General features: G+C 71.1%; 19 protein-coding genes and 1 pseudogene. 13 read left to right on the top strand and 7 right to left on the bottom strand.

Going from position 1 to position 21,278, the window contains the following annotated elements:
• The first annotated feature begins 73 nt into the window (after positions 1–73).
• The 7 genes from hemL (at position 74) to G6N20_RS14390 (ending at position 7,573) form a co-directional block, all read left to right on the top strand.
• Positions 74–1,459: a glutamate-1-semialdehyde 2,1-aminomutase gene (hemL, locus tag G6N20_RS14420; RefSeq protein WP_083046669.1), complete on the top strand. Its 1,386-nt coding sequence runs from the start codon at positions 74–76 to the stop codon at positions 1,457–1,459.
• A complete protein-coding gene (locus tag G6N20_RS14415) occupies positions 1,459–2,067 on the top strand; it encodes a histidine phosphatase family protein (RefSeq protein WP_083046670.1) in 609 nt (202 codons plus the stop codon). The genes hemL and G6N20_RS14415 overlap by 1 nt, the downstream gene beginning before the upstream one ends.
• Positions 2,068–2,175: 108 nt before the next feature.
• Positions 2,176–2,805 (top strand): TlpA disulfide reductase family protein, encoded by a 630-nt coding sequence (locus tag G6N20_RS14410; RefSeq protein WP_083046698.1) that lies wholly within the window; start codon positions 2,176–2,178, stop codon positions 2,803–2,805.
• Entirely contained in the window at positions 2,802–3,560 is a 759-nt protein-coding gene (locus G6N20_RS14405) for a cytochrome c biogenesis CcdA family protein (protein ID WP_083046671.1), read from the top strand. Before G6N20_RS14410 ends, G6N20_RS14405 begins: the two co-directional genes overlap by 4 nt.
• 101 nt (positions 3,561–3,661) lie before the next feature.
• Positions 3,662–5,230 (top strand): cytochrome c biogenesis protein ResB, encoded by a 1,569-nt coding sequence (gene resB / locus G6N20_RS14400; RefSeq protein WP_083046672.1) that lies wholly within the window; start codon positions 3,662–3,664, stop codon positions 5,228–5,230.
• On the top strand, positions 5,227–6,201 hold the full coding sequence (gene ccsB, locus G6N20_RS14395; RefSeq protein ID WP_083046673.1) for a c-type cytochrome biogenesis protein CcsB: 975 nt from the start codon (positions 5,227–5,229) through the stop codon (positions 6,199–6,201). Before resB ends, ccsB begins: the two co-directional genes overlap by 4 nt.
• Before the next feature lie 46 nt (positions 6,202–6,247).
• On the top strand, positions 6,248–7,573 hold the full coding sequence (locus G6N20_RS14390; RefSeq protein ID WP_372516301.1) for a MinD/ParA family ATP-binding protein: 1,326 nt from the start codon (positions 6,248–6,250) through the stop codon (positions 7,571–7,573).
• Between the two features lie 9 nt (positions 7,574–7,582).
• Here the strand turns inward: G6N20_RS14390 and G6N20_RS14385 are convergent, their stop codons facing one another.
• Entirely contained in the window at positions 7,583–7,744 is a 162-nt protein-coding gene (locus G6N20_RS14385; protein ID WP_142271902.1) for a hypothetical protein, read from the bottom strand.
• 46 nt (positions 7,745–7,790) lie between these two features.
• Between G6N20_RS14385 and G6N20_RS14380 the strand changes: the two genes are divergently transcribed.
• Positions 7,791–8,117, top strand: a complete 327-nt coding sequence (locus G6N20_RS14380; RefSeq protein WP_083046674.1) for a DUF4229 domain-containing protein — start codon at positions 7,791–7,793, stop codon at positions 8,115–8,117.
• A 3-nt stretch (positions 8,118–8,120) separates the two neighbouring features.
• On the opposite strand, the gene fabH is transcribed toward G6N20_RS14380, so the two are convergent.
• The gene (gene fabH, locus G6N20_RS14375) at positions 8,121–9,137 is read right to left on the bottom strand and encodes a beta-ketoacyl-ACP synthase III (RefSeq protein WP_083046675.1); all 1,017 of its coding nucleotides are present in this window, start codon (positions 9,135–9,137) and stop codon (positions 8,121–8,123) included.
• A gap of 81 nt (positions 9,138–9,218) precedes the next feature.
• A complete protein-coding gene (locus tag G6N20_RS14370; protein WP_083046676.1) occupies positions 9,219–10,097 on the bottom strand; it encodes a 1,4-dihydroxy-2-naphthoate polyprenyltransferase in 879 nt (292 codons plus the stop codon).
• Positions 10,098–10,131: 34 nt separating this feature from the next.
• Between G6N20_RS14370 and G6N20_RS14365 the strand changes: the two genes are divergently transcribed.
• Positions 10,132–10,914, top strand: coding sequence for an S-methyl-5'-thioadenosine phosphorylase (locus G6N20_RS14365; RefSeq protein WP_232065350.1), 783 nt, complete (start codon positions 10,132–10,134; stop codon positions 10,912–10,914).
• Positions 10,911–11,948, top strand: a complete 1,038-nt coding sequence (locus tag G6N20_RS14360; RefSeq protein ID WP_083046678.1) for an NAD-dependent epimerase/dehydratase family protein — start codon at positions 10,911–10,913, stop codon at positions 11,946–11,948. Before G6N20_RS14365 ends, G6N20_RS14360 begins: the two co-directional genes overlap by 4 nt.
• Positions 11,949–11,957: 9 nt before the next feature.
• Here G6N20_RS14360 and G6N20_RS14355 read toward each other — a convergent pair whose 3' ends face one another.
• The gene (locus tag G6N20_RS14355; protein WP_232065536.1) at positions 11,958–13,418 is read right to left on the bottom strand and encodes a DUF7937 domain-containing protein; all 1,461 of its coding nucleotides are present in this window, start codon (positions 13,416–13,418) and stop codon (positions 11,958–11,960) included.
• Positions 13,419–13,838: 420 nt separating this feature from the next.
• Between G6N20_RS14355 and G6N20_RS14350 the strand changes: the two genes are divergently transcribed.
• From G6N20_RS14350 to G6N20_RS14340, 3 genes are read left to right on the top strand one after another with little or no spacing between them, the layout of a single operon-like run.
• Positions 13,839–15,518 (top strand): hypothetical protein, encoded by a 1,680-nt coding sequence (locus G6N20_RS14350; protein ID WP_083046680.1) that lies wholly within the window; start codon positions 13,839–13,841, stop codon positions 15,516–15,518.
• Between the two features lie 21 nt (positions 15,519–15,539).
• Positions 15,540–16,196, top strand: a complete 657-nt coding sequence (locus G6N20_RS14345; protein WP_083046681.1) for a glycosyltransferase family 2 protein — start codon at positions 15,540–15,542, stop codon at positions 16,194–16,196.
• Entirely contained in the window at positions 16,193–16,864 is a 672-nt protein-coding gene (locus G6N20_RS14340) for a TIGR04282 family arsenosugar biosynthesis glycosyltransferase (protein ID WP_083046682.1), read from the top strand. The genes G6N20_RS14345 and G6N20_RS14340 overlap by 4 nt, the downstream gene beginning before the upstream one ends.
• Before the next feature lie 5 nt (positions 16,865–16,869).
• On the opposite strand, the pseudogene G6N20_RS14335 reads toward G6N20_RS14340, so the two are convergent.
• From G6N20_RS14335 to menE, 3 genes and pseudogenes are all read right to left on the bottom strand, one after another.
• Positions 16,870–18,232: pseudogene (locus G6N20_RS14335) on the bottom strand (HNH endonuclease signature motif containing protein).
• 559 nt (positions 18,233–18,791) lie between these two features.
• Entirely contained in the window at positions 18,792–20,156 is a 1,365-nt protein-coding gene (locus tag G6N20_RS14330; RefSeq protein WP_083047937.1) for a hypothetical protein, read from the bottom strand.
• An 11-nt stretch (positions 20,157–20,167) separates the two neighbouring features.
• Positions 20,168–21,226 carry an o-succinylbenzoate--CoA ligase gene (menE, locus tag G6N20_RS14325; RefSeq protein WP_232065535.1) on the bottom strand — a complete coding sequence of 353 codons (1,059 nt, stop codon included), beginning with the start codon at positions 21,224–21,226 and terminating at the stop codon, positions 20,168–20,170.
• Positions 21,227–21,278 lie beyond the last annotated feature (52 nt).

Here is a 21,278-nt window from a genome sequence, read left to right as displayed (position 1 = left end):
CGGCGTCGGGAAACCCCGGTGGAAACTACACCCCGTAGTCGACCGCGTCGCGACGGCTGGGACACTGGTCGGCATGGGCGGCACTGACCAGGCGATGCAGGTAGCAGCCTCGGCGAGGTTGTTCGCGCGCGCCTGCACGGTGATCCCCGGTGGGGTCAACTCCCCGGTGCGGGCGTTCACCGCGGTGGGCGGCACGCCCCGGTTCATCACCGAAGCGCACGGCTGCTGGCTGACCGACGCCGACGGCAACCGCTACGTCGACCTGGTCTGCTCGTGGGGTCCGATGATCCTCGGCCACGCCCACCCCGCCGTCGTCGACGCCGTCGCCCGGGCCGCCGCGCACGGCCTGTCGTTTGGGGCGCCGACGCCGGCCGAAACCGAGCTGGCCGCCGAGATCATCGACCGGGTGGCACCCGTCGAACGGATTCGGCTGGTGAACTCCGGCACCGAGGCCACGATGAGCGCCGTGCGGCTGGCCCGCGGGTTCACCGGCCGGGTCAAGATCGTCAAGTTTTCCGGTTGCTACCACGGGCATGTGGATGCGTTGCTCGCCGACGCGGGTTCCGGGGTGGCCACCCTGGGCTTATGTGACGACCCGCTGCGCCCGGCTTCGCCGCGCTTGCGATCGTCACGGGGCCTGCCGTCCTCGCCCGGTGTCACCGGTGCCGCCGCGGCCGACACAATCGTCTTGCCTTACAACGACATTGACGCCGTGCGGCGGACCTTCGCCAAGTTCGGCGACCAGATCGCCGCGGTGATCACCGAGGCCAGCCCCGGCAACATGGGGGTCGTCCCGCCCGGGCCGGGCTACAACGCCGAGCTGCGTGCGATCACCGCGGAGCACCGCTGCTTGCTGATCCTCGACGAGGTGATGACCGGCTTCCGGGTCAGCCGAAGTGGTTGGTACGGAATCGATCCCGTCGCCGCTGACCTGTACACCTTCGGCAAGGTGATGAGCGGCGGGCTGCCGGCCGCCGCGTTCGGCGGGCGGACCGAGGTGATGGAGCGGCTGGCGCCGTTGGGGCCGGTGTATCAGGCCGGCACGCTGTCGGGCAATCCGGTGGCGATGGCCGCCGGGCTGGCGACGCTGCGGGCCGCCGACGACGCGGTCTATGCCGCGTTGGACTCCAACGCCGACCGCCTGGCTCGGCTGCTGGACGAGGCGCTGACGGATGCCGGTGTGCCCCATCAGATTCCGCGGGCGGGCAATATGCTCGGTGTGTTCTTCGCCGAGACCCCGGTGACCGACTTCGCGTCCGCCCGCGGCAGCCAAACGTGGCGGTATCCGCCGTTCTTTCATGCGCTGCTGAGCGCCGGTGTCTACCCGCCGTGCAGTGCGTTCGAGACGTGGTTCGTGTCGGCCGCTCTCGACGATGCCGCGTTCGGCCGGATCGCCGAGGCCGTGCCGGCCGCCGCCGCGGCCGCGGCCCGCGCCACCGCCCCGGAGGATGGGACCTGATGGCCGAGCAGACCCGCGTTCACCTGGTGCGCCACGGTGAGGTTTGCAATCCCACCGGCGTGCTCTACGGCCGGCTGCCCGGATTCGGCCTGTCCGAGGCCGGGGTGGCGCAGGCGGCCGCGGTCGCCGATTATCTGGCCGACCGCGACGTGGTCGCGGTGATCGCCTCCCCGCTGCAGCGGGCTCGCCAGACCGCCGCGCCCATCGCGGCCCGGCACGACCTGGCGGTGGACATCGATCCGGACCTGATCGAGGCGGCCAACTTCTTCGAGGGCCGCCGGCTCGGCCCCGGTGACGGCGCCTGGCGTGACCCGCGGGTGTGGTGGCAGCTGCGCAACCCGTTCACCCCGTCCTGGGGCGAGCCGTACATCGAAATCGCGCAGCGGATGACCACCGCGTTGGACAAGGCGCGGGTCCGGGGCGCGGGTCACGAGGTGGTGTGCGTCAGCCACCAATTGCCGGTATGGACGCTGCGGCGGCACCTGACCGGTAGGCGGCTCTGGCACGATCCGCGGCGCCGGGAGTGCGCGCTGGCCTCGGTGACGTCGTTTGTCTACCACGGCGACCGGCTGGTCGACGTCGAATACGCGCAACCGGCGAGCGGGTGACCATGCGGCGGCGACGATGCAGAGCGAAGCGATGCGGAGGAGCGGCGCCATGATCATGCGGCGGCGACGATGCAGAGCGAAGCGATGCGGAGGAGCGGCGCCATGATCATGCGGCGGCCGGCGATTGTGGGGACGGCGTTGGCGCTGTTCGCCGGGGCGCTCACCGGCTGCACAGGGCGCGACGCCGTCGCCCAGGGCGGCACCTTCGAATTCGTTTCGCCCGGCGGCAAGACCGACATCTTCTACGACCCGCCCGCCAGCCGCGGGCGCCCGGGGCGGCTGTCCGGGCCCGACCTGGTGGATCCGGCGCGCACGCTGTCGTTGGATGACCCCACCGGCCCGTTCGCCGGCCGCGTGGTCGTCGTCAACGTGTGGGGCCAGTGGTGCGGGCCCTGTCGGGCCGAGGTCGGTCAGTTGCAGCGGGTGTCTGACGCGACGCGGGCCTTAGGGGTTGCCTTCCTCGGGATCGACGTCCGGGACACCAACCGCCAGGCTGCCCAGGACTTCGTCAACGACCGGCACGTCACGTTCCCGTCGATCTACGACCCGGCGATGCGCACCCTGATCGCCTTCGGGGGCCAGTACCCGACCACCGTCATTCCGTCCACGCTGGTGCTGGACCGCCAGCACCGGGTGGCCGCGGTGTTCCTGCGGGAACTGCTGGCCGAGGATCTGCAACCGGTGGTCCAGCGGGTGGCCGCCGAGCCCGGGGCGGGGCAGCCGCCCGGACGGCAATGACCGGGCTCACCCAGCTCGCTGCGGCGGGGCCGCTGCTGCTGGCGCTAGGGGTGTGCGTGCTGGCGGGGCTGGTGTCGTTCGCCTCACCGTGTGTGGTGCCGCTGGTGCCGGGCTACCTGTCGTATCTGGCCGCCGCTGTCGGGGTCGACGAGCCGGCGCGGCCGGCCGCGCGGTGGCGGGTGGCCGGATCCGCGGCGCTGTTCGTGGCGGGGTTCACCACGGTGTTCGTGCTGGGCAGCGTCGTTGTGCTGGGCATGACCAGCACGCTCATCGGCAACCAGCTGGTGTTGCAGCGGGTCGGCGGTGTGTTGACCATCGTCATGGGGTTGGTGTTCGTGGGGCTGGTCCCGGCCCTGCAGCGCCAGGCCCGGTTCACCCCGCGGCACTGGACGACGGTTGCCGGGGCGCCGTTGCTGGGCGCGGTGTTCGCGCTTGGCTGGACTCCGTGCCTGGGGCCGACGCTGACCGGGGTGATCACCGTCGCCTCGGCCACCGACGGTGCCAGCGTGGCGCGCGGCATCGTGCTGGTGATCGCCTACTGCCTGGGGCTAGGGATCCCGTTCGTGCTGCTGGCGCTCGGCTCGGCGTGGGCGGTGGCCGGCCTTCGCTGGCTGCGCGGGCACACCAGAGCCATCCAGATTTTCGGCGGTGCGCTGCTCATCGCCGTCGGCGCGGCGCTGGTCACCGGGGTGTGGAACGACGTGGTCGGGTGGCTGCGCGACGCCTTCGTGTCCGACGTGAGGTTGCCGATTTGAGTGGGCGAGCAGACGCAAAAGCACCCCAAAATGGGCCATTTTGGGGGCTTTTGCGTCTGCTCGCGGGGAAGGCGCGCAACGCGTGGCGCTCGCTGACCTCGATGGGCACCGCGCTGGTGCTGCTGTTCCTGCTCGCGCTGGGCGCGATACCGGGCGCGCTGCTGCCGCAGCGCACCCTCAACGCCGGCAAGGTCGACGACTACCTGGCCGCGCATCCGGTGCTCGGCCCGTGGCTGGACGAGCTGCAGGCCTTCGACGTGTTCTCCAGCTTCTGGTTCACCGCCATCTACGTGTTGCTGTTCGTTTCCCTGGTCGGCTGCCTGGTCCCGCGGATGATCGAGCATGCCCGCAGCCTCCGGGCCACGCCGGTGTCCGCCCCGCGCAACCTGGCCCGGCTGCCCAAGCACGCCAGCTCCACCGCCGTCGGCAACCCCGAGGAGCTGGCGGCCACCATCGCCGGCCGGCTGCGCGGCTGGCGCACCATAACCCGGCACAATGACCAGGCCGTGGAGCTATCCGCCGAAAAGGGCTACCTCCGCGAATTCGGCAACATCGTGTTCCACTTCTCGCTGCTGGGGCTGTTGGTCGCGGTGGCCGTCGGCAAGCTGTTCGGCTACGAGGGCACCGTGGTCGTCATCGCCGACGGCGGTCCCGGCTTCTGCTCGGCGTCGCCGGCGGCGTTCGACTCGTTTCGCGCCGGAAACACCGTCGACGGCACGTCGTTGCACCCGATCTGCCTGCGGGTCAACGACTTCGCGGCGCACTACCTGCCGTCCGGGCAGGCCACCTCGTTCGCCGCGGACATCGACTATCAGGCCGGCAACGACCTGACGACCAACACCTGGCGGTCCTACCGGCTGGCGGTCAACCACCCGCTGCGGGTCGGCGGCGACCGGGTGTACCTGCAGGGCCACGGCTACGCGCCCACCTTCACGGTGACGTTCCCCAACGGGCAGGCCCGGGTGTCGACCGTGCAGTGGCGGCCCGACAACCCACGGACCCTGCTGTCGTCGGGTGTGGCCCGCATCGACCCGCCGGCCGGCAGCTCCCCCAACGCCGACGAGCGTCGCAAGCACCAGATCGCCATTCAGGGCCTGCTGGCCCCCACCGAGCAGCTCGATGGCACGCTGTTGTCGTCGCGCTTTCCGGCGCTCGACGATCCCGCGGTGGCCATCGACATCTACCGCGGCGACACCGGCCTGGACAGTGGCCGCCCCCAGCCGTTGTTCACCCTGGATCCCCGGCTGATCGAGCAGGGCCGGCTGACCAAGGAGAAGCGGGTCAACCTGCGGGCCGGTGAGCAGGTCCGGATCGACCAGGGCCCGGCGGCCGGTACCGTTGTCCGCTTCGACGGCGCCACGCCGTTCGTCAACCTGCAGGTTTCCCACGACCCCGGCCAGAGGTGGGTGCTGGTTTTCGCGATCACGATGATGGCCGGTCTGCTGGTGTCGCTGCTGGTGCGCCGCCGCCGGGTATGGGTACGGATCACCCCGGCGGTCGCCGGTACGGTGAACGTCGAGCTGGGCGGCCTGGCACGCACCGACAACTCCGGGTGGGGTGACGAGTTCGAGCGGCTGACCGCGCGGCTGCTGGCCGGGTTCGACGTGCGGTCCCCCGACATGGCCGACATGGCCGACGCGGCCGCGGGCACCGGAAGGGACGTCACATGAACACCGCGCACATCAACATCGCCCTGGCCAGCTGCTCGGACTGGGCGTTCACCTCGGCGGTGGTCACCCTGGTGGTCGCGTTGCTGCTGCTGGCCGTCGAGCTGGCATACACCCGAGGCCGCCAGCTTGCGCCGGTGGCCGTACCGGCCGGATCGGTTGCCGCCGACAGCGCCACCCCCGGGATCGTGGCCGACGCCCCGCGGCGACCGTTGGACGAACGCGTCGGGCGCGCCGGCCTGGCGGTGCTCTACCTGGGAATCGGACTGCTGGCCGCCTGCATCGCGCTGCGCGGCCTGGCCACCATGCGGGCGCCGTGGGGCAACATGTACGAGTTCATCAACCTGACCTGTTTTGCCGGGCTGGTCGCGGGCGCGATCGTGTTGCGCCGACCGACCTACCGGCCGCTGTGGGTTTTCCTGCTGGTCCCGGTGCTGATCCTGCTCACGGTGTCCGGACGCTGGCTCTACGCCGCCGCCGCCCCGGTGATGCCGGCGCTGCAGTCCTACTGGCTGCCCATTCACGTGTCGGTGGTCAGCCTGGGCTCGGGGGTGTTCCTGGTCGCCGGCATCGCCAGCGTGCTGTTCCTGCTGCGGACCTCACGACTGGGCGCGCCCGATGCGCAGGGCGCCGCGGCACGCCTGGTGCGGCGGTTGCCCGACGCCCAGACCCTGGACCGGATCGCCTACCGAACCACGATCTTCGCCTTCCCGGTGTTCGGTTTCGGGGTGATGTTCGGGGCTATCTGGGCCGAGCAAGCGTGGGGCCGCTACTGGGGCTGGGATCCCAAGGAGACCGTGTCGTTCGTCGCCTGGGTGGTGTACGCGGCGTACCTGCACGCCAGGTCGACCGCGGGCTGGCGGGACCGGAAGGCGGCCTGGATCAACGTCGCCGGGTTCGTGGCCATGGTGGGCAATCTGTTCTTCGTTAACCTGGTGACTGTCGGCCTGCACTCGTATGCGGGTGTGGGCTGACCGGTCGTCAGCGACCGACCCGAGCCTTGCAACAGGGGGAGTGCACGTGACCGAGCATCCGACGATGGGCGCCCCCCGCGGGTATGACGACAACGCCACCACCGATCATCCGACCATCCAGTTGCCGGCGCAGCCCTACGCGGGCGCGCCACCGCCGGAAACCGGCGCTGAGACGGCGGGGCGGGGCTTTGCGGGATACCGCACCGAGCCGGTCGCCGCCGCACCCAAGCCCGGTGGCCCGCCGCCGCCGGGACCGCCCGCCGACCCGCCGCCCTGGGACTCCGCCCCGGCCACCGGATCGCTGACCGGCCCGCCGCGGGTGGATCCGACGGCGTACGGCGCCTACCACCCCGGCCCGGTCCAGACCCCGCCCGCCCCGGCCGAGCGGCCCCCGTACCGTCCGGAACCCGTGCCCCACACGCCGTATCCGGAGCTGTCCACCACCATGCTGCTGCGGCCGGTCAAACCGCCGCCGTCGGAGGGCTGGCGTCGGGTGCTCTACGTGCTGTCGGGTCGGCTGATCAACGTGGGGGAAGGCCCCCGCGCGACCCGGTACAACAACCTGGTCGCCCAGGTCAACCGGCCGCTGCGGGGCTGCTACCGGGTCGCGATGGTGTCGTTGAAGGGGGGCGTCGGCAAGACCACGATCACCGCGACCTTGGGGGCCACCTTCGCCGACCTGCGCGGCGATCGGGTGGTGGCCGTGGACGCCAACCCCGACCGCGGCACGTTGAGCCAGAAGGTCCCGCTGGAGACGCCGGCCACCGTGCGGCACCTGCTGCGCGACGCCGACGGTATCGAGCGCTACGGCGATGTCCGCGGCTACACCTCGCAGGGGCCGAGCGGACTGGAGGTGCTGGCGTCGGACGCCGACCCAGCCGCGTCGGACGCGTTTAGCGCCGACGACTACACCCGCACCCTGGAAATCCTGGAGCGGTTCTACGGGCTGGTGCTCACCGACTGCGGAACCGGGCTGCTGCATTCGGCGATGTCGGCGGTGTTGGCCAGGTCCGACGTGCTGGTCGTGGTCAGCTCGGGATCCATCGATGGCGCCCGCAGCGCCTCGGCGACGCTGGACTGGCTGGAGGCGCACGGCCACGACGACCTGGTGCGCAACTCGGTCGCGGTGATCAACGCGGTGCGGCCACGCGCGGGCAAGGTCGACGTGGGTAAGGTCATCGAGCACTTCGCCCGGCGTTGCCGCGCGGTGCGGGTGGTGCCGTTCGACCCGCATCTCGAGGAAGGCGCCGAAATCGTTTTGGACCGGTTGCAGCGGGGCACCCGCGAGGCGCTCACCGAGTTGGCCGCCGTCATCGCCGATGGGTTCCCCGGCGACCAGCGACGCGTGAATCCGGGCGTTACCGAGCGCTGATTGGTGCGGCTAACGCGGGTTGTTGTCCCCGTGTCCCAACCGCCACAAGAACTCCGGATCGTCGTCAGGTCCAATGACGCGGGTCTTGGGCCGGTTCAGTTGCGACCGGGCCACGCGCCAGCCGATGTAGATCAGCGTCGCCAAGACCACGACTAGGAGCAGGTAGAGCACTCGACACCTCCTTTGACCGAATATACCCGCGCCGTAGGCTCGGGCTGTGCCAGCAGCGCCCAACGACAAGACCGCTCGGGGTGTCGTCGACATCGTGGTCTACGCCTTCGCCCGGCTGCTGTTGGTGGTCGTGGTCAGCGCCGCGATCTACGGGGTGGCGCGGCTGGCCGGGGTGACCGAATTCCCGCTGGTCGTTGCGCTGCTGTTCGCGTTGATCATTGCGATGCCACTGGGTATTTGGCTGTTGCGGCCGCTGCGGCTGCGCGCCACCGCCGCGCTCGCGGTGGCCGGTGAGCGTCGGCGCGCCGAACGTGAGCGGTTGCGGGCCCGGCTGCGCGGCGAGTCGGTGCCCGACCATCCGGACGAAGATTAGCGCTCAGGCGTCGCCATGCAGCGGCATCCTGACGACCTGCGCGGCGTAGCTGAGGCCCGCCCCGTAGCCGATCAGCAGGGCCAAATCGCGTGGCTTGGCCGCGCCCGTCTGCATGACTTCCGCGATCGCCAACGGAATGGAAGCTGCCGACGTGTTTCCGGCGTGTTCGATGTCGTTGGCGACGACGGTGTCCGGCCGCAATTGCAGGTTTTTGACCAGCAGTTCGTTGATGCGGCTATTGGCTTGATGGGGCACGAACACGGCTATTTGATCGGGTTTGACCCCGGCGGCGTCCAGCGCCCGTCGACCGACGTCGCCCATCTTGAATGCCGCCCAACGGAAGACCGCGGGACCTTCGAGCCGCACGTAGGGGCGTGGGCCGCTGGGATTTTGCGCAAAGGTGATCCAGTCAATGTCTTGCCTGATGGCACCGGCCTGTTCGCCGTCGCTACCCGCGACGGTCGGTCCGATGCCTTGAAACGGTGTCTCGCCCACCACCACCGCGGCAGCGCCGTCGGCAAAGATGAAGCAGTTGCCGCGGTCGTGCATGTCGATCGTGGGAGAAAGCTTTTCCGTGCCGACCACCAGCATCGTGGCGGCGCCTCCGCCCCGGATCATGTCGGCCGCCGCGCCTAGCGCGTATCCGAACCCGGCGCACCCCGCTGAGAGATCGAACCCGAGCACACCCTTGGCGCCCAGCGCCGCCGCGACACTCGGGGCCGCCGGGGGGGTTTGCAGGAAATGGGTGTTGGTGGTGACGATCACGCCATCGATGTCGGCCGCGGTCAGGGAGGCGTTGGACAATGCCCGTCGACATGCCTCGGCCGCCATCGAGACGGCGGATTCGTGGTCGGCGGCGAACCGGCGGGTCTTGATCCCGGTTCGGCTGTAGATCCATTCGTCGGATGAGTCGATGTTCTGACATATCTCGTCGTTGGTGACCACCCGCTCGGGGCGGTAGGCCCCGACGCTGAGCAGTCCGACGTTCTTGGCACCACTGGTCGTGGCGATCTCCGTCATACCTGTCCTATCTGTTCCCCTCGAGTGTGCGCCTACGGCGGCGACGCGCCGACAGAGCCCGCCCCGAGTGCCCAGTCGAAGCTAACTCAGCTGGCCAAACGCCAACGCCGCCGCCACCGCGGTCGCCCACACCAGCATGGCCAGCCCGGTGTCACGCAGCACCGGGATCAACTGCGGCCCGCCGCGGCCGGAGCGCACCGGCCGCGCGGCGCGAAGCGCCAGCGGCGCGGCCACCCAGCCCACGGCACACCAGGGGGTGGCCGCCATCAGCACCAAGGTCAAGACCCCGGCGGTGCCCAGCAGCCCCTGGTACAGCAGCCGGGTCCGGGCATCGCCCAGCCGCACCGCCAGCGTGATCTTGCCGGCCCGCGCATCGCTGGGGATGTCGCGCAGGTTGTTGGCCACCAGCACCGCCGACGACAGCGCGCCGGTTGCCACCGCCAGGATCAGCCCCACCCAGTCGACCCGCAACGCCTGGGTGTACTGCGTGCCAAGGACGGCGACCAGGCCGAAGAACACGAACACCGCGAGCTCGCCGAAACCCACATAGCCGTAGGGTTTGGAGCCGCCGGTGTACAGCCAGGCCCCGGCGATGCACACCGCGCCGACCGCGACCAGCCAGGGCGCCGTCAGCACCGCCAGGGCCAACCCGGCCACCGCGCCCACCGTCAGGGCAACCAGGGCCGCCGTCAGCACCGACCGCGGGGCCGCCAGGCGCGCGCCCACCAATCGAGTCGGCCCGGCCCGGTCGTCATCGGTGCCGCGGATGCCGTCGGAGTAATCGTTGGCGTAGTTCACCCCGACGATCAGCGCGACCGCGACGACCAGTGCCAACAGCGCCTTCCACCACACGGCGGCGTGCAGCCAGGCCGCGGCGCCGGTGCCGGCCAGCACGGGCGCCACGGCGTTGGGCAGCGTGCGCGGCCGCGCCCCGGAGATCCACTGCGCGAAACTGGCCACCAGGGCATCCTGCCCTATGCACCACAATGGGCGGATGCTGGCAGTGATCGGCGGCAGCGGCTTCTACACGTTCTTCGACTCCGCCGGGGCGGTGCGCACCATCGACCCGGACACCCCGTACGGTCGGCCCAGCGCGCCGATCACGATCGGCACGATCGGGGAGCACGAGGTCGCGTTCTTGCCGCGGCACGGTGCGGGTCACCGCTACTCGGCGCATACGGTGCCCTACCGGGCCAACATGTGGGCGCTGCGGGCACTCGGGGTACGACGGGTGTTCGCGCCGTGCGCGGTGGGCAGCCTGCGCCCCGGGCTGCGGCCGGGTGTGATCGTCGTGCCCGACCAGCTTGTCGACCGCACCACGGGTCGAGCCGACACCTATTTCGACTCCGGCGGTGTGCACGCCAGCTTCGCCGACCCCTATTGCCCGACGCTGCGGACGGTGCTCGCCGGTCTGCCCGGTGTGGTCGACGGCGGCACCATGGTGGTGATCCAGGGCCCGCGGTTTTCCACCCGCGCGGAAAGCCAGTGGTTCGCCACCGCCGGGTTCAGCCTGGTCAACATGACCGGCTACCCGGAGGCGGTGCTGGCTCGGGAACTTGAACTATGCTATGCGGCAATAGCTTTGGTGACCGATGTGGACGCCGGTGTCGCGGTCGGCGACGGCGTGAAGGCCGCCGAGGTGTTCGCCGGGTTCGGGGAGAACGTGCAGCTGCTCAAGACGTTGGTGCGCGCCGCGATCGGCCGGGTGGGCGGCGAACGCACCTGCACCCACTGTCGGCACCACGCCGGTGTCGCGTTGCCGTTCGAGCTGCCGTGAGGGTGCTGCTGACCGGTGCGGCCGGCTTCATCGGATCCCGGGTGGCGGCCGCGCTGCGTGCCGCCGGGCATGAGGTGGTGGGCGTCGACGCCCTCTTGCCCGCCGCGCACGGGCCCAACCCGGTGCTACCGCCGGGATGCCAGCGCGTCGACATCCGCGACGCCGACGCGCTGGCACCGCTGCTGGCCGGTGTGGACCTGGTGTGTCACCAGGCGGCGATGGTGGGCGCCGGCGTCGACGCGGCCGACGCGCCGGCTTATGGCGGCCACAACGATCTCGCCACCGCGGTGCTGCTGGCGCAGATGTTCGCCGCCGGGGTTCGCCGGCTGGTGCTGGCGTCGTCGATGGTGGTCTACGGGCAGGGCAGCTACGCCTGTCCCGATCACGGTCCGGTGGATCCGCTGCCGCGGCGGCGCGCCGACCTCGACGCCGGTGTCTTCGAGCACCGCTGCCCGGCCTGCGGCCAGCCGGTCGGCTGGCGGCTGGTCGACGAGGACGCCGCGCTGCGGCCGCGAAGCCTGTACGCGGCCAGCAAGACGGCGCAGGAGCATTACGCGCTGGCCTGGTCGGAATCGACCGGCGGGTCGGTGGTGGCGTTGCGCTACCACAACGTCTACGGCCCCGGCATGCCCCGGGACACCCCGTACTCCGGGGTGGCCGCGATCTTCCGTTCGTCACTCGAAAAAGGGGAGCCACCAAGGGTTTTCGAAGATGGCGGGCAGATGCGTGACTTCGTCCACGTGGACGACGTGGCCGCGGCCAACCTGGCGGCGGCACGCCTGGTCGAGGTGGACCGCGGGGGCTTCACCGCGGTCAACGTGTGTTCCGGGCGGCCCATCTCGATCCTGCAGGTGGCCACCGCGCTCTGCGAAGCCCGCGACTGCGCATCCCCGATCATCACCGGCCACTATCGCAGCGGCGATGTGCGCCACATCGTGGCCGATCCCGCCCGGGCCGCCCGGCTGCTGGGTTTTCGTGCGGCCGTCCAACCACACCAAGGGTTGCGCGAATTCGCGTTCGCGCCGCTGCGGTGACGGCGCGCCTTAGGACGGGTTGCCGGGCGGTCGGAAGATCTTCGGGGGCGGCGCTGGGGTGGCTGACCGGAAGATCCGGGGCGACCCGGCCGGCCGGGACAGCACAGCGGTGGGCGCATCGTGGGGCGGCCGCCGGGGTCGGGCCGGTCGGCGCGGGCGCCCGGTGACGATGACGGCGACGGCGATGCCCAGGGCCAGCCCACAGAGCACCACATCGAAGGTGCTGGTGATCTGCTGGGCCAGGTTGTTTCCGTACACCGGACTCGGCGAGACGGCCGGGGATTGCTGGAACCGGGGCGCCAGCACGATACCGAGGATGACGCGAGAGACGGTGAGGGTGAACAAAAGGCCGCACAGCGACCAGATCGGGCGCGCACCCAGCGCCCGGTTGCCGAGGTTGACGCGCAGCCACACCGCAAGCACCGCGGTGGCCAGGTCGAAGGCGGCCAACGTCATGCTGTCGTAGCGGGAGAACGGGTAATTCAGGATCACCGCGACGATCAGATCGGTGATCCGCATCAGCACCGAGCCCAGGCACCAGACGACGATGAGCAGCAAGCCGTTCCGCATCGCCGGGGCCCACACGTCCTGGTCGGCGCGGGTCTTCGCGGGGCCGAACAGCGTCAGCGGCGCGAACAGCGCCGCGGCCGCCGCCCACGCCAGATAACCCTCGTACCCGACCCCCGCCGTCGACGTGTTCTGCGCGATGCCGTGGAACGCGTCGATCTCCCGGCCGATGGGAAGACCCCACACGATGATCCCGGCGACCAGCGTCGAGGCTCCCAGCGCCAGCGTGGTAAGCCGGGCATCCTGGGTGCCCTTGAGGATCCACCGCGACGCGACCAGGACCGCGACGAAGGCCACCACGCCGTACACCACCGCCGTCACGGCGACCGTGACGTTTTGCGTGCCAAAGGCCAGCGCACCGCCGGGGCCCCGCAACGCGAACCGCAGCCGCCAGCACAGGTTGAACCCGGAGCTGAGCGCCGCACCGAACAGCGACGCGTAGCCGACGAACCGGGCGGTGCGCAGCCACCTGCGGTGGTGGCGGTCATCGCCGTCGGTCGCGCGGATGATCACCGGTTGCGCGCTCAACACCGCCCCGGCGACCCCCAGCCATCCCCCCGGACCAATACCCCCGGGCACGTGGACGGTGCCACCGAACCGGATCGTCTCAAACCCGTCGTACCCGATGAACGCCACCACGAACAGCAGATAGGGGACGTTGAACCCGAGGCGCAGCCGGCCGGCGGCGACCGGGTTGAAACCCGCGCCGGACAACATCCAGGGACCCGCATACGGCACCGCCAGGGATAGCAGCGACAGCAGCGTCACCAGCCCCAGCAGCGCGAACAGGGGCGGTTTGCTGTCCGGGATGCCGAACCCAAAGTACAGGTTCCACGGAACGAACAGCGCCGTGACCACCAGGGCGGCCGCGGTCAGGTCGCGAACGAGGTTTTGCTTTCGCATCGGTTCCGGCGTCGCCGGAGCCGGGCGCGTGGCCAGGCCCGTGATGGGGCCGGTGGGGGCATCGACCGGGCCGGTGGGCGTGTCGTCGCTGCTCAGGCTCACGATGCCCGCCGGGGATCCGGGTCGGCTAGCGCCGAGGCAAGGGTGCGGCTGGGGAACCACCTGCCCGGGCCGCTGCGTTGCTCGATTGCGAACATGTTCTCCGTTCGAACGACGCGGCAGTGGCGGTGAGTGCGGCGTTTAGCGGACGGGTTGGGCGGTGCACCACCGCCGCGGTTCGGGAATCCGATTACGCTGCGCTCCTAGGGGAAGCCGTGTTGCCGTGATGACGAATACTGCCGACGGTATCGCAGTGTAATGATGCCGGGAGACCGCTGGTTGCGGGGTGGCCAGCCGAAGGAGAGCCGAAATGGACCGGAAATGGACCTAGTGCTGGGGGTAGCGGTCACGGGTCGGGTCGCGCGTCTGGCGCTGGTGGGGTCTGCCGCCCAGGGCAATGACGTGATCGATGAGTCCTCGGTCGACGTGGCGGAGAACCCGGTCGCGGTGCTGGCCGAGACCGTGGTCGGAACGGACCGGTTGCTGGCCGACGACCACCACCGGCTGCTCGCCACCCGGCTGTGCTGGCCGGATCGGGACAAGGCCAACCAGCTGCGGCAGGCGTTGACCGATTCCGGCGTCAGCGACGTGGCGGTGGTGTCGGAGTCGGAGGCGGCCACCGCGCTGCTGGGACGCTCGGGCTCCGCCGTGCTGGTGGTGGGCGACCAGACGGCGAGCCTGTCGGTGGCCGGTGGCGGGGACGCGCCGCCGACCTTGCTGGCCGCCGCGCCGGTCGGGGCCGACGCCACCTCGACGTTCGACACGTTGCTGGCCCGTGTCGACGACCAGACCCGCGTCGCGGGAGACGTATGGGTGCTGGGCACCTCCGCCGAGCACACCTCGGTTCTTGCCGACCAGCTGCGCGCCGGATCGACCCTGAGCGTGCAGGTTCCCGACGATCCCACCTTCGCGCTGGCCCGCGGCGCAGCCCTGGCGGCGAGTGCGGCCACCGCGACGATGGCCCAACCGGCCGTCGATGCCACGATCGCCGCGCCGCTGCCCGGGGATGCCACCGCGTACGTTAGCCCCGCCGAGGCGGGGCAACCAAGCCCGGCCGACGAGCAGCTGGCGTACTCGCAAACCGGTGACGACGAACTGCTGCCGGTCGGTTACGACGGCTTCGACGACTACACCGACGAGGTCGACGCCGACGGGGCTGGTCCCGCGCGGCTGAGCACCCGGTCGCTGCTGATCGGCAACGCGGTGGTGGCGTTCGCGGTCATCGGCTTCGCTTCGTTGGCCGTCGCGGTCGCGGTCACCATCCGGCCGACCGCGGCGTCACGGCCCGTCGAGGGGCACCAGAACGCCCAGCCGGGGAAGTTCATGCCGCTGTTGCCGACGCAGCAGCAGGCGCCGGTGCCACCGCCTCCGCCCGACGAGCCCACCGCCGGGTTCCAGGGCGGCACCATTCCGGTGCAGGGAACGTCGCCAGGGGTGGGCGGGACGCCGGCGGCGCCGGCCCCTGAGGCGCCGGCCGTGCCGGGTGTCGTGCCTGCCCCGGTGCCCATCCCGGTCCCGGTCATCATTCCGCCGTTCCCCGGTTGGCAGCCGGGAATGCCGACCATCCCGACCGTCCCGCCGACGACTCCGCCGACCACCCCACCGACCACCCCGGTGACCACGCCGCCGACGACACCGCCGACCACTCCGGTGACCACGCCGCCGACGACACCGCCGACCACTGCGGTGACCACGCCGCCGACAACGCCGGCGACAACGCCGGCGACGACCCCGGTGACCACGCCGCACACCACGACCGTCGCTCCGACGACGGTGGCCCCTGCTCCGACCACCGTCGCTCCAACGACCGTGGCTCCTGCTCCGACGACCGTGGCTCCGCAGCCTACGCAGCAGACCGTGGCCCCAACGCAGCAGCAGACCGTGGCCCCGACGCAGCAGCAGACCGTGGCCCCGACGCAGCAGCAGACCGTGGCTCCCATGCCGACTCAACAGGCCCCCAAGCCGACGTCCGGGGGTGGTGGCCGCTTCCCGGGGTTCTGAGGTCCCCTATCGTCGGTGGGCATGCCCGACGACGCGGTGACGGTGGTGCTGCCCTGCCTCAACGAGCAGGAGTCGCTGCCGGCGGTGCTGGCCGCCATTCCGGCCGGCTACCGGGCCCTGGTGGTGGACAACAACAGCACCGATGGCACCGCCGCGGTAGCCGCCCGATGCGGCGCCGAGGTGGTTGCCGAACCGCGGCCCGGATATGGCTCGGCGGTGCACGCCGGTGTGGTCGCCGCGAGGACGCCGATTGTGGCGGTGATCGACGCCGACGGTTCGCTGGATCCCGGTGACCTGCCCAGGCTGGTCGCCGAGCTGGAACGGGGTGCCGACCTGGTGACCGGCCGGCGGCGCCCGGTGGCGGGGCTGCGCTGGCCGTGGGTCGCCCGGGTGGGCACGGTGGCGATGAGCTGGCGGCTGCGCACGCGGCATCACCTACCGGTACACGACATCGCACCGATGCGGGTCGCCCGCCGGGACGCGCTGCTGAGCCTGGGCGTCGTCGACCGACGGTCGGGATATCCGCTGGAACTGCTGGTCCGCGCCGCGGCCGCGGGCTGGCGCGTGGTCGAACTCGACGTCAGCTACGGTCCCCGCACGGGCGGCAGATCCAAGGTCAGCGGGTCGCTGCGGGGCAGCATCACCGCGATCGTGGACTTCTGGAAGGTGATCTCATGACCTGCCTACCGGTCACCGTGCTGGTGGTCGCCAGGGCACCGGAGCCCGGCCGGGCCAAGACACGGCTGGCCGCGACGGTCGGCGACCGGGTCGCCGCCGACATCGCCGCGGCCGCGCTGCTGGACACCCTGGACGCGGTGGCCGCCGCACCGGTGGCCGCGCGGGTGGTGGCGCTCAGCGGCGACCTGGACACCGCCGCGGCCGCCGCCGAGATCCGGCGGCGCCTGACGTCGTTCACGGTGATCCCGCAGCGTGGCGACGACTTCGCCGACCGGCTGGTCAACGCCCACGCCGACTCGGGCGGTGAATTCACGGGCTATCCGGTGCTGCAGATCGGGATGGACACCCCGCAGGTCACCGCCGAGCTGCTGGCCGATTGTGCAGGCCGTCTGCTCGCGGCGCCGGCGGTGCTCGGGTTGGCCGACGACGGCGGGTGGTGGGTGCTCGGGGTGCGCACGCCGGCGGCCGCCGAGTGCCTGCGCACCGTGCCGATGTCGCGGCCGGACACCGGGGTGCTCACCCTCAAGGCGTTGCGTGACAACGGCATTGACGTGGCGCCGGTGCGGCGATTAGCCGACTTCGACGTGGCCGACGACGTCGCAACGGTCCGCGCCGCTTGTGGTCCGGGGAGTCGCTTCGCTCGGGTCACCCGGGCGGCCGGGCTGTAACTAGCTTAAGGGTCGTCGTCCTCGTCGTCCCCGTCGCGGAGCAGTTTTTCGGGGTGGTGGAACGGTTGATGCGGGGTTGGCCGCGGACCAGGTGGCGCGGTGGTTTCCATTCGGTGTCGCCGTGGGTGTTGGTGCGGGTGCTCCAGCCGCCGGGTTGCAGCATGCGGTGGTGGGCGCCGCAGGCAAATGTCAACGCGTTGGCGTCGGTGGTGCGGCACTGGGCATACGGGGTGACATGATGGACCTCACAGTAATAGCCGCCCACCGTACAGCCCGGGGCGCTGCACCCACGATCCTTGGCGTATAAGACTATTCGCTGTGCCGGGGAGGCCAGGCGTTTGCTGTGATAGAGCGCCAGCGCCTTGCCGTGATCGAAGATCGCCAGATGGTGCCGGGCGTGGCGGGCCAGCCGGATCACATCGCTCATCGGCAGCAGGCTGCCCCCGCCGGTGAGTCCGGTGCCGGCGGCGGCCTCCGCCTCGGCCAGCGTGGTGGTCACGATGATGCTGGCCGGCAGGCCGTTGTGTTGGCCCAGCTTGCCGCAGGCCAGCAGCGCGCGCAGCCCGGCGTTGAGGCCATCGTGCTGGCGTTGGGCCGTGCTGCGGGTATCAGACTCGATGCCCTGCTGGCTGGGTGTGCCGTCCACGCACGGGGTTTCGTCGGCGGGGTTTGCCCATGCCGGGGGCGGCCAGCTTGGCCCACACCGCCTCCACGGTGGCCCGGGCCTTGCGGGGTGAGCCAGCCACGCAGCCCCGACATGCCATCGGCCTGTTGTTTGCCCAGGGTGATGCCGCGCCGGCGGGCCCGGTCCTTGTCGCGGTAATTCCCGTCGGGGTTGCGGCAGTCGGCGAGTTTGTCGGCCAGCCCGGCCAGTTGTTCGGGGCGAAACCGGGTGCCTTTTTTGGCCGGCGTGGCCTCGGCGCAGTCGCGGGTGGGCGCATCGACCCAGCCGGGCAGCCGGTGAGAGAACCGGCGGATCACCCCGATCTGGCCGCCGCCCAGCTGCCCGGCGCGGTGGGCGGCGGCGCTGGCCGCCAACACCGGCGCCAGCGGCTGGCCGGTCAGTGCGCGCCGCGGCCCCAACTCGGCGGCCTCACCGATGCGGCGGGTGGCCTCGGCGCGGCTGATCAGCGTCCACTCGGCGATCGCATGCGCCAGTTTGCCGCCCAACTCTTCGGCGCTGGCCTGACGTGCTAGTTGGTTGATCAGCGGATGCTCGGCCGCGGGCAGCCGCCGGCGTACCCGCTCCACCCGTTCTAGCAACACCAGCCGCTCCTGGGTGCTCAACGCCTCACAATCCAACCCCAGCACGGCATCCACGCCGGCATCGAGGGCGTCGAACGCCGCGGTGATCACCTCCCGATCCATACGCCCAAACTATCGGAGGGCACTGACAAGACACCCCGCCGACAAACCAGAGAAATCAGAGTGACACAAGAGATTTCACGCCGACCGGTGTGGACTTGTGGAGGCACGACAGCAGTCGACCGATCTTTTGTGCTTGTGCGGCGACACCTGGTGTGCACGCCGCGACCCCCGCCGGCCGGTACCGGCTTTCCGTGAGGTTCCCCGGCCGGGCCCGGAATGGCGGGGTGGGACAGGGCCTGTCAGCGGAGGTCGGGCGGCGCGGAGTGGACGGTCGGATAGTGGCTGCCGGCGACGTTGTCCCACAGGGCTTTCCATCCGATCCTCCGCGGCCAGTGGGCCGGCAGTGCAGCATCGGCGACGGGCCGGAGCGGCAAAGCGGGACGGCACCGTGACCAACTCACCGGCGCCAGGTGACGCCACCTGCCACGCCCCGGCACCGATCATGGGTACGCGCCGGGCAGCAACCAAAGTGGCGCAAACAGCAATAATTGCTTAGCAGCATAGTTGCATTATGCATTCGCAGCCGCGAAGGGGCCTGGCACCGGCGAGCGGGCAAAGGCTACCAGTTCGTGAAGATGGTGCTGTTCAGCAGCAAGGCCCCCGTGGCGTTGACGGCCAGCCACAACCGATGTGTCCGGGGCGACAGCAGCGCGGGCGCGGCGGTCAGCCAGCTGGTGAACGGCAGCCAGATCCGTTCGGTCTCGGCCTTGCTCAGCATGCTCAGGTCGGCGCAGACGATGGCGGCCACGACGGCCAGCAGCAGCAGCTGGAAACCGGATCGGCGAAACCCGCCGGCCCTGTCGAGGACCGGGTCCAGTACCCTGCTGAGACCGGCAACACCGCCCAGTCCGACCGCGCAGGCCACACACGCGAGGTTGGCCCACGACCAGTACTGGAACGGCCGGTCCTTGGCGACCCCCTGCCAATAGCGCTGCTGCACCAGGGTGTAGCCGTCGAACCAGAAAAAGCCCGCGATCGCGAACGAAACCGCCACCGCCACCGCTGCCAGGACGGCCGGCGCCACGGCCCGCAGCGCCGCCCGCCAGTCCGCCGCCGACACCAACACCGCCAATGCCGGCAGGGCCATGAGCGCCAAGCCGTAATTGAGGAAGACCCCCCAGCCCAGCAGCAGGCCCGCCGCACCGGCCACCAACGCCGGGAACCGGGGCGCAGCGTGCACCGCCACCGCCAGCAGCGCGATGCCCCATGCCGCGACGCCGGCAAAGTATCCGTCGGCCGAGACCGCGATCCAGATCGCGGTCGGTGCCACCGCGACGAACGGCGCGGCCCGCCGCGCGAGCCGCTCATCGGCCAGCGCACGCACGGCGGTCACCACTGCCGCGGCCGCGCTGGAGCCCACCAGCAGACACCACAGCCCCGCCCAAGCCCCGCCATGCAACCCGATCCGATCCAGCCACACGAACGTCAGCAGCGCACCCGGCGGATGCCCGGAGACGTGCGTGACCCAGGAGTTGGGCTGAAAGTCGACTATCCGGCCGGCGAATGTGCGCACGGTGCCCGGGATGTCGGTGATGCCGGGCACCACCGGCAGATACTCGTCCCGGGTGGTCAATCGGCCGGCGAAGCCGCGTTGCCAGCCGTCGATCATCGCCAGCGAAAACGCCCATGCGCAACAGGTCGCCCAGCTGCACAGTGTCAGCGCTCGCCACGAAAGCCGTTGCGCCACCACGGGTCCCCATGCCACGACGGCCACCGCCAGCACGATGGCCGGCAACGTGCCCCAACCCGCGTGGACGTCCCAGTAGCCAAAGATCGGCGCGGCGCCGGCATGCGATCCGAACCGCTCCAGACCAATATCCCGGCGCGGGTCGACGCCGAGGTGCACTCGCGGCAGCACGAACGCCGCGGCGACCAGGGCAAGACCGACGGTGACCGCCAACGTCTCGCGGCGAGCAATCCTCACGACCGCAAAGCCTATTGATCGCCTCCGGCAGCGAACCGGCGCACCAACGCCGTGCGGTCCACCTTGCCGATGCCCCGCCGCGGCAGCGCGTCCACGATGTGCAGTTCGCGGGGTGCGGCCGTGACCTCTAGGGTGCGGGCGACGTGTGCCCGCAGCGCGTCCAGCGTCGGCGGTGGGCATCCCGGGCTGGGTACCACCGCGGCGACCACCCGCTGGCCCAGCCGGTCGTCGGCGAGCCCGAAAACCGCACACTCAGCCACCGCGGGGTGGGCGCACAGCGCGGCCTCGACGGGCTGCGGCAGCACGGTCAACCCGCCCGTGCTGATTGCCTCGTCGACACGGCCCAACACCGTCAGCACGCCCGAATCGTCCACGGCGCCAAGGTCATCGGTGTGAAACCAACCCGGTTCGGCAAAGGGGTCCGGGTCGACCGGGCTGCGGTAGCCCTTGGCCAGCGTCTGGCCGCCGACCGCGATGCGCCCATCGGCCAGCACCCGCAGCCGGACCCCGTCGAGCGCAACACCGTCGTACACGCAGCCGCCCGCGGTCTCACTCATTCCGTAGGTGCGGACCACCGTGATGCCGGCGGCGGCCGCGGCGTCCAGGATTGGCCGGGGAGCCGGCCCGCCGCCGATCAGCACGGCATCCAACTCGGCCAGCGCGTCGGTCGCCGCCGGGTCGGTGAGCGCCTTGGCCAGCTGGGCGGCGACCAGCGACGTGTATCGCCGACCAGAGCCCAATCTCTGGACCGCGCTCGGTACTTCGGTGACATCGAAGCCGGCGGAGACGTCCAATTCGACGGGCACGGAGCCGGCGACCACGCTGCGCACCAGCACCTGCAGGCCGGCGATGTGATGCGGCGGCAGCGCCAACAGCCAGCTGCCGGGCCCGCCCAGCCGGCGGTGGCTGGCCGACGCGCTGGCGGTCAGGGCGGCCGCGGTCAGCAGCGCGCCCTTGGGTGCGCCGGTGGTGCCCGACGTCGGCACCACCAGGGCCACGTCGTCGTCGATCCGGTCGCCGACGCGTAAGACACCCGGCGCGGCGGCTTGGCGGGCACCCACGACGACCATCGCGGGGTCACGGCCGTCCAGAACGCCTTCCAGGGCGGGCAACAGCAACGGG

Origin of the sequence: Mycobacterium shinjukuense (assembly GCF_010730055.1) — a bacterium.
GTDB lineage: Bacteria > Actinomycetota > Actinomycetes > Mycobacteriales > Mycobacteriaceae > Mycobacterium > Mycobacterium shinjukuense.
The sequence above is the reverse complement of the archived record's forward strand: the minus strand, read 5'-3'. Positions and strand labels throughout refer to the sequence as shown.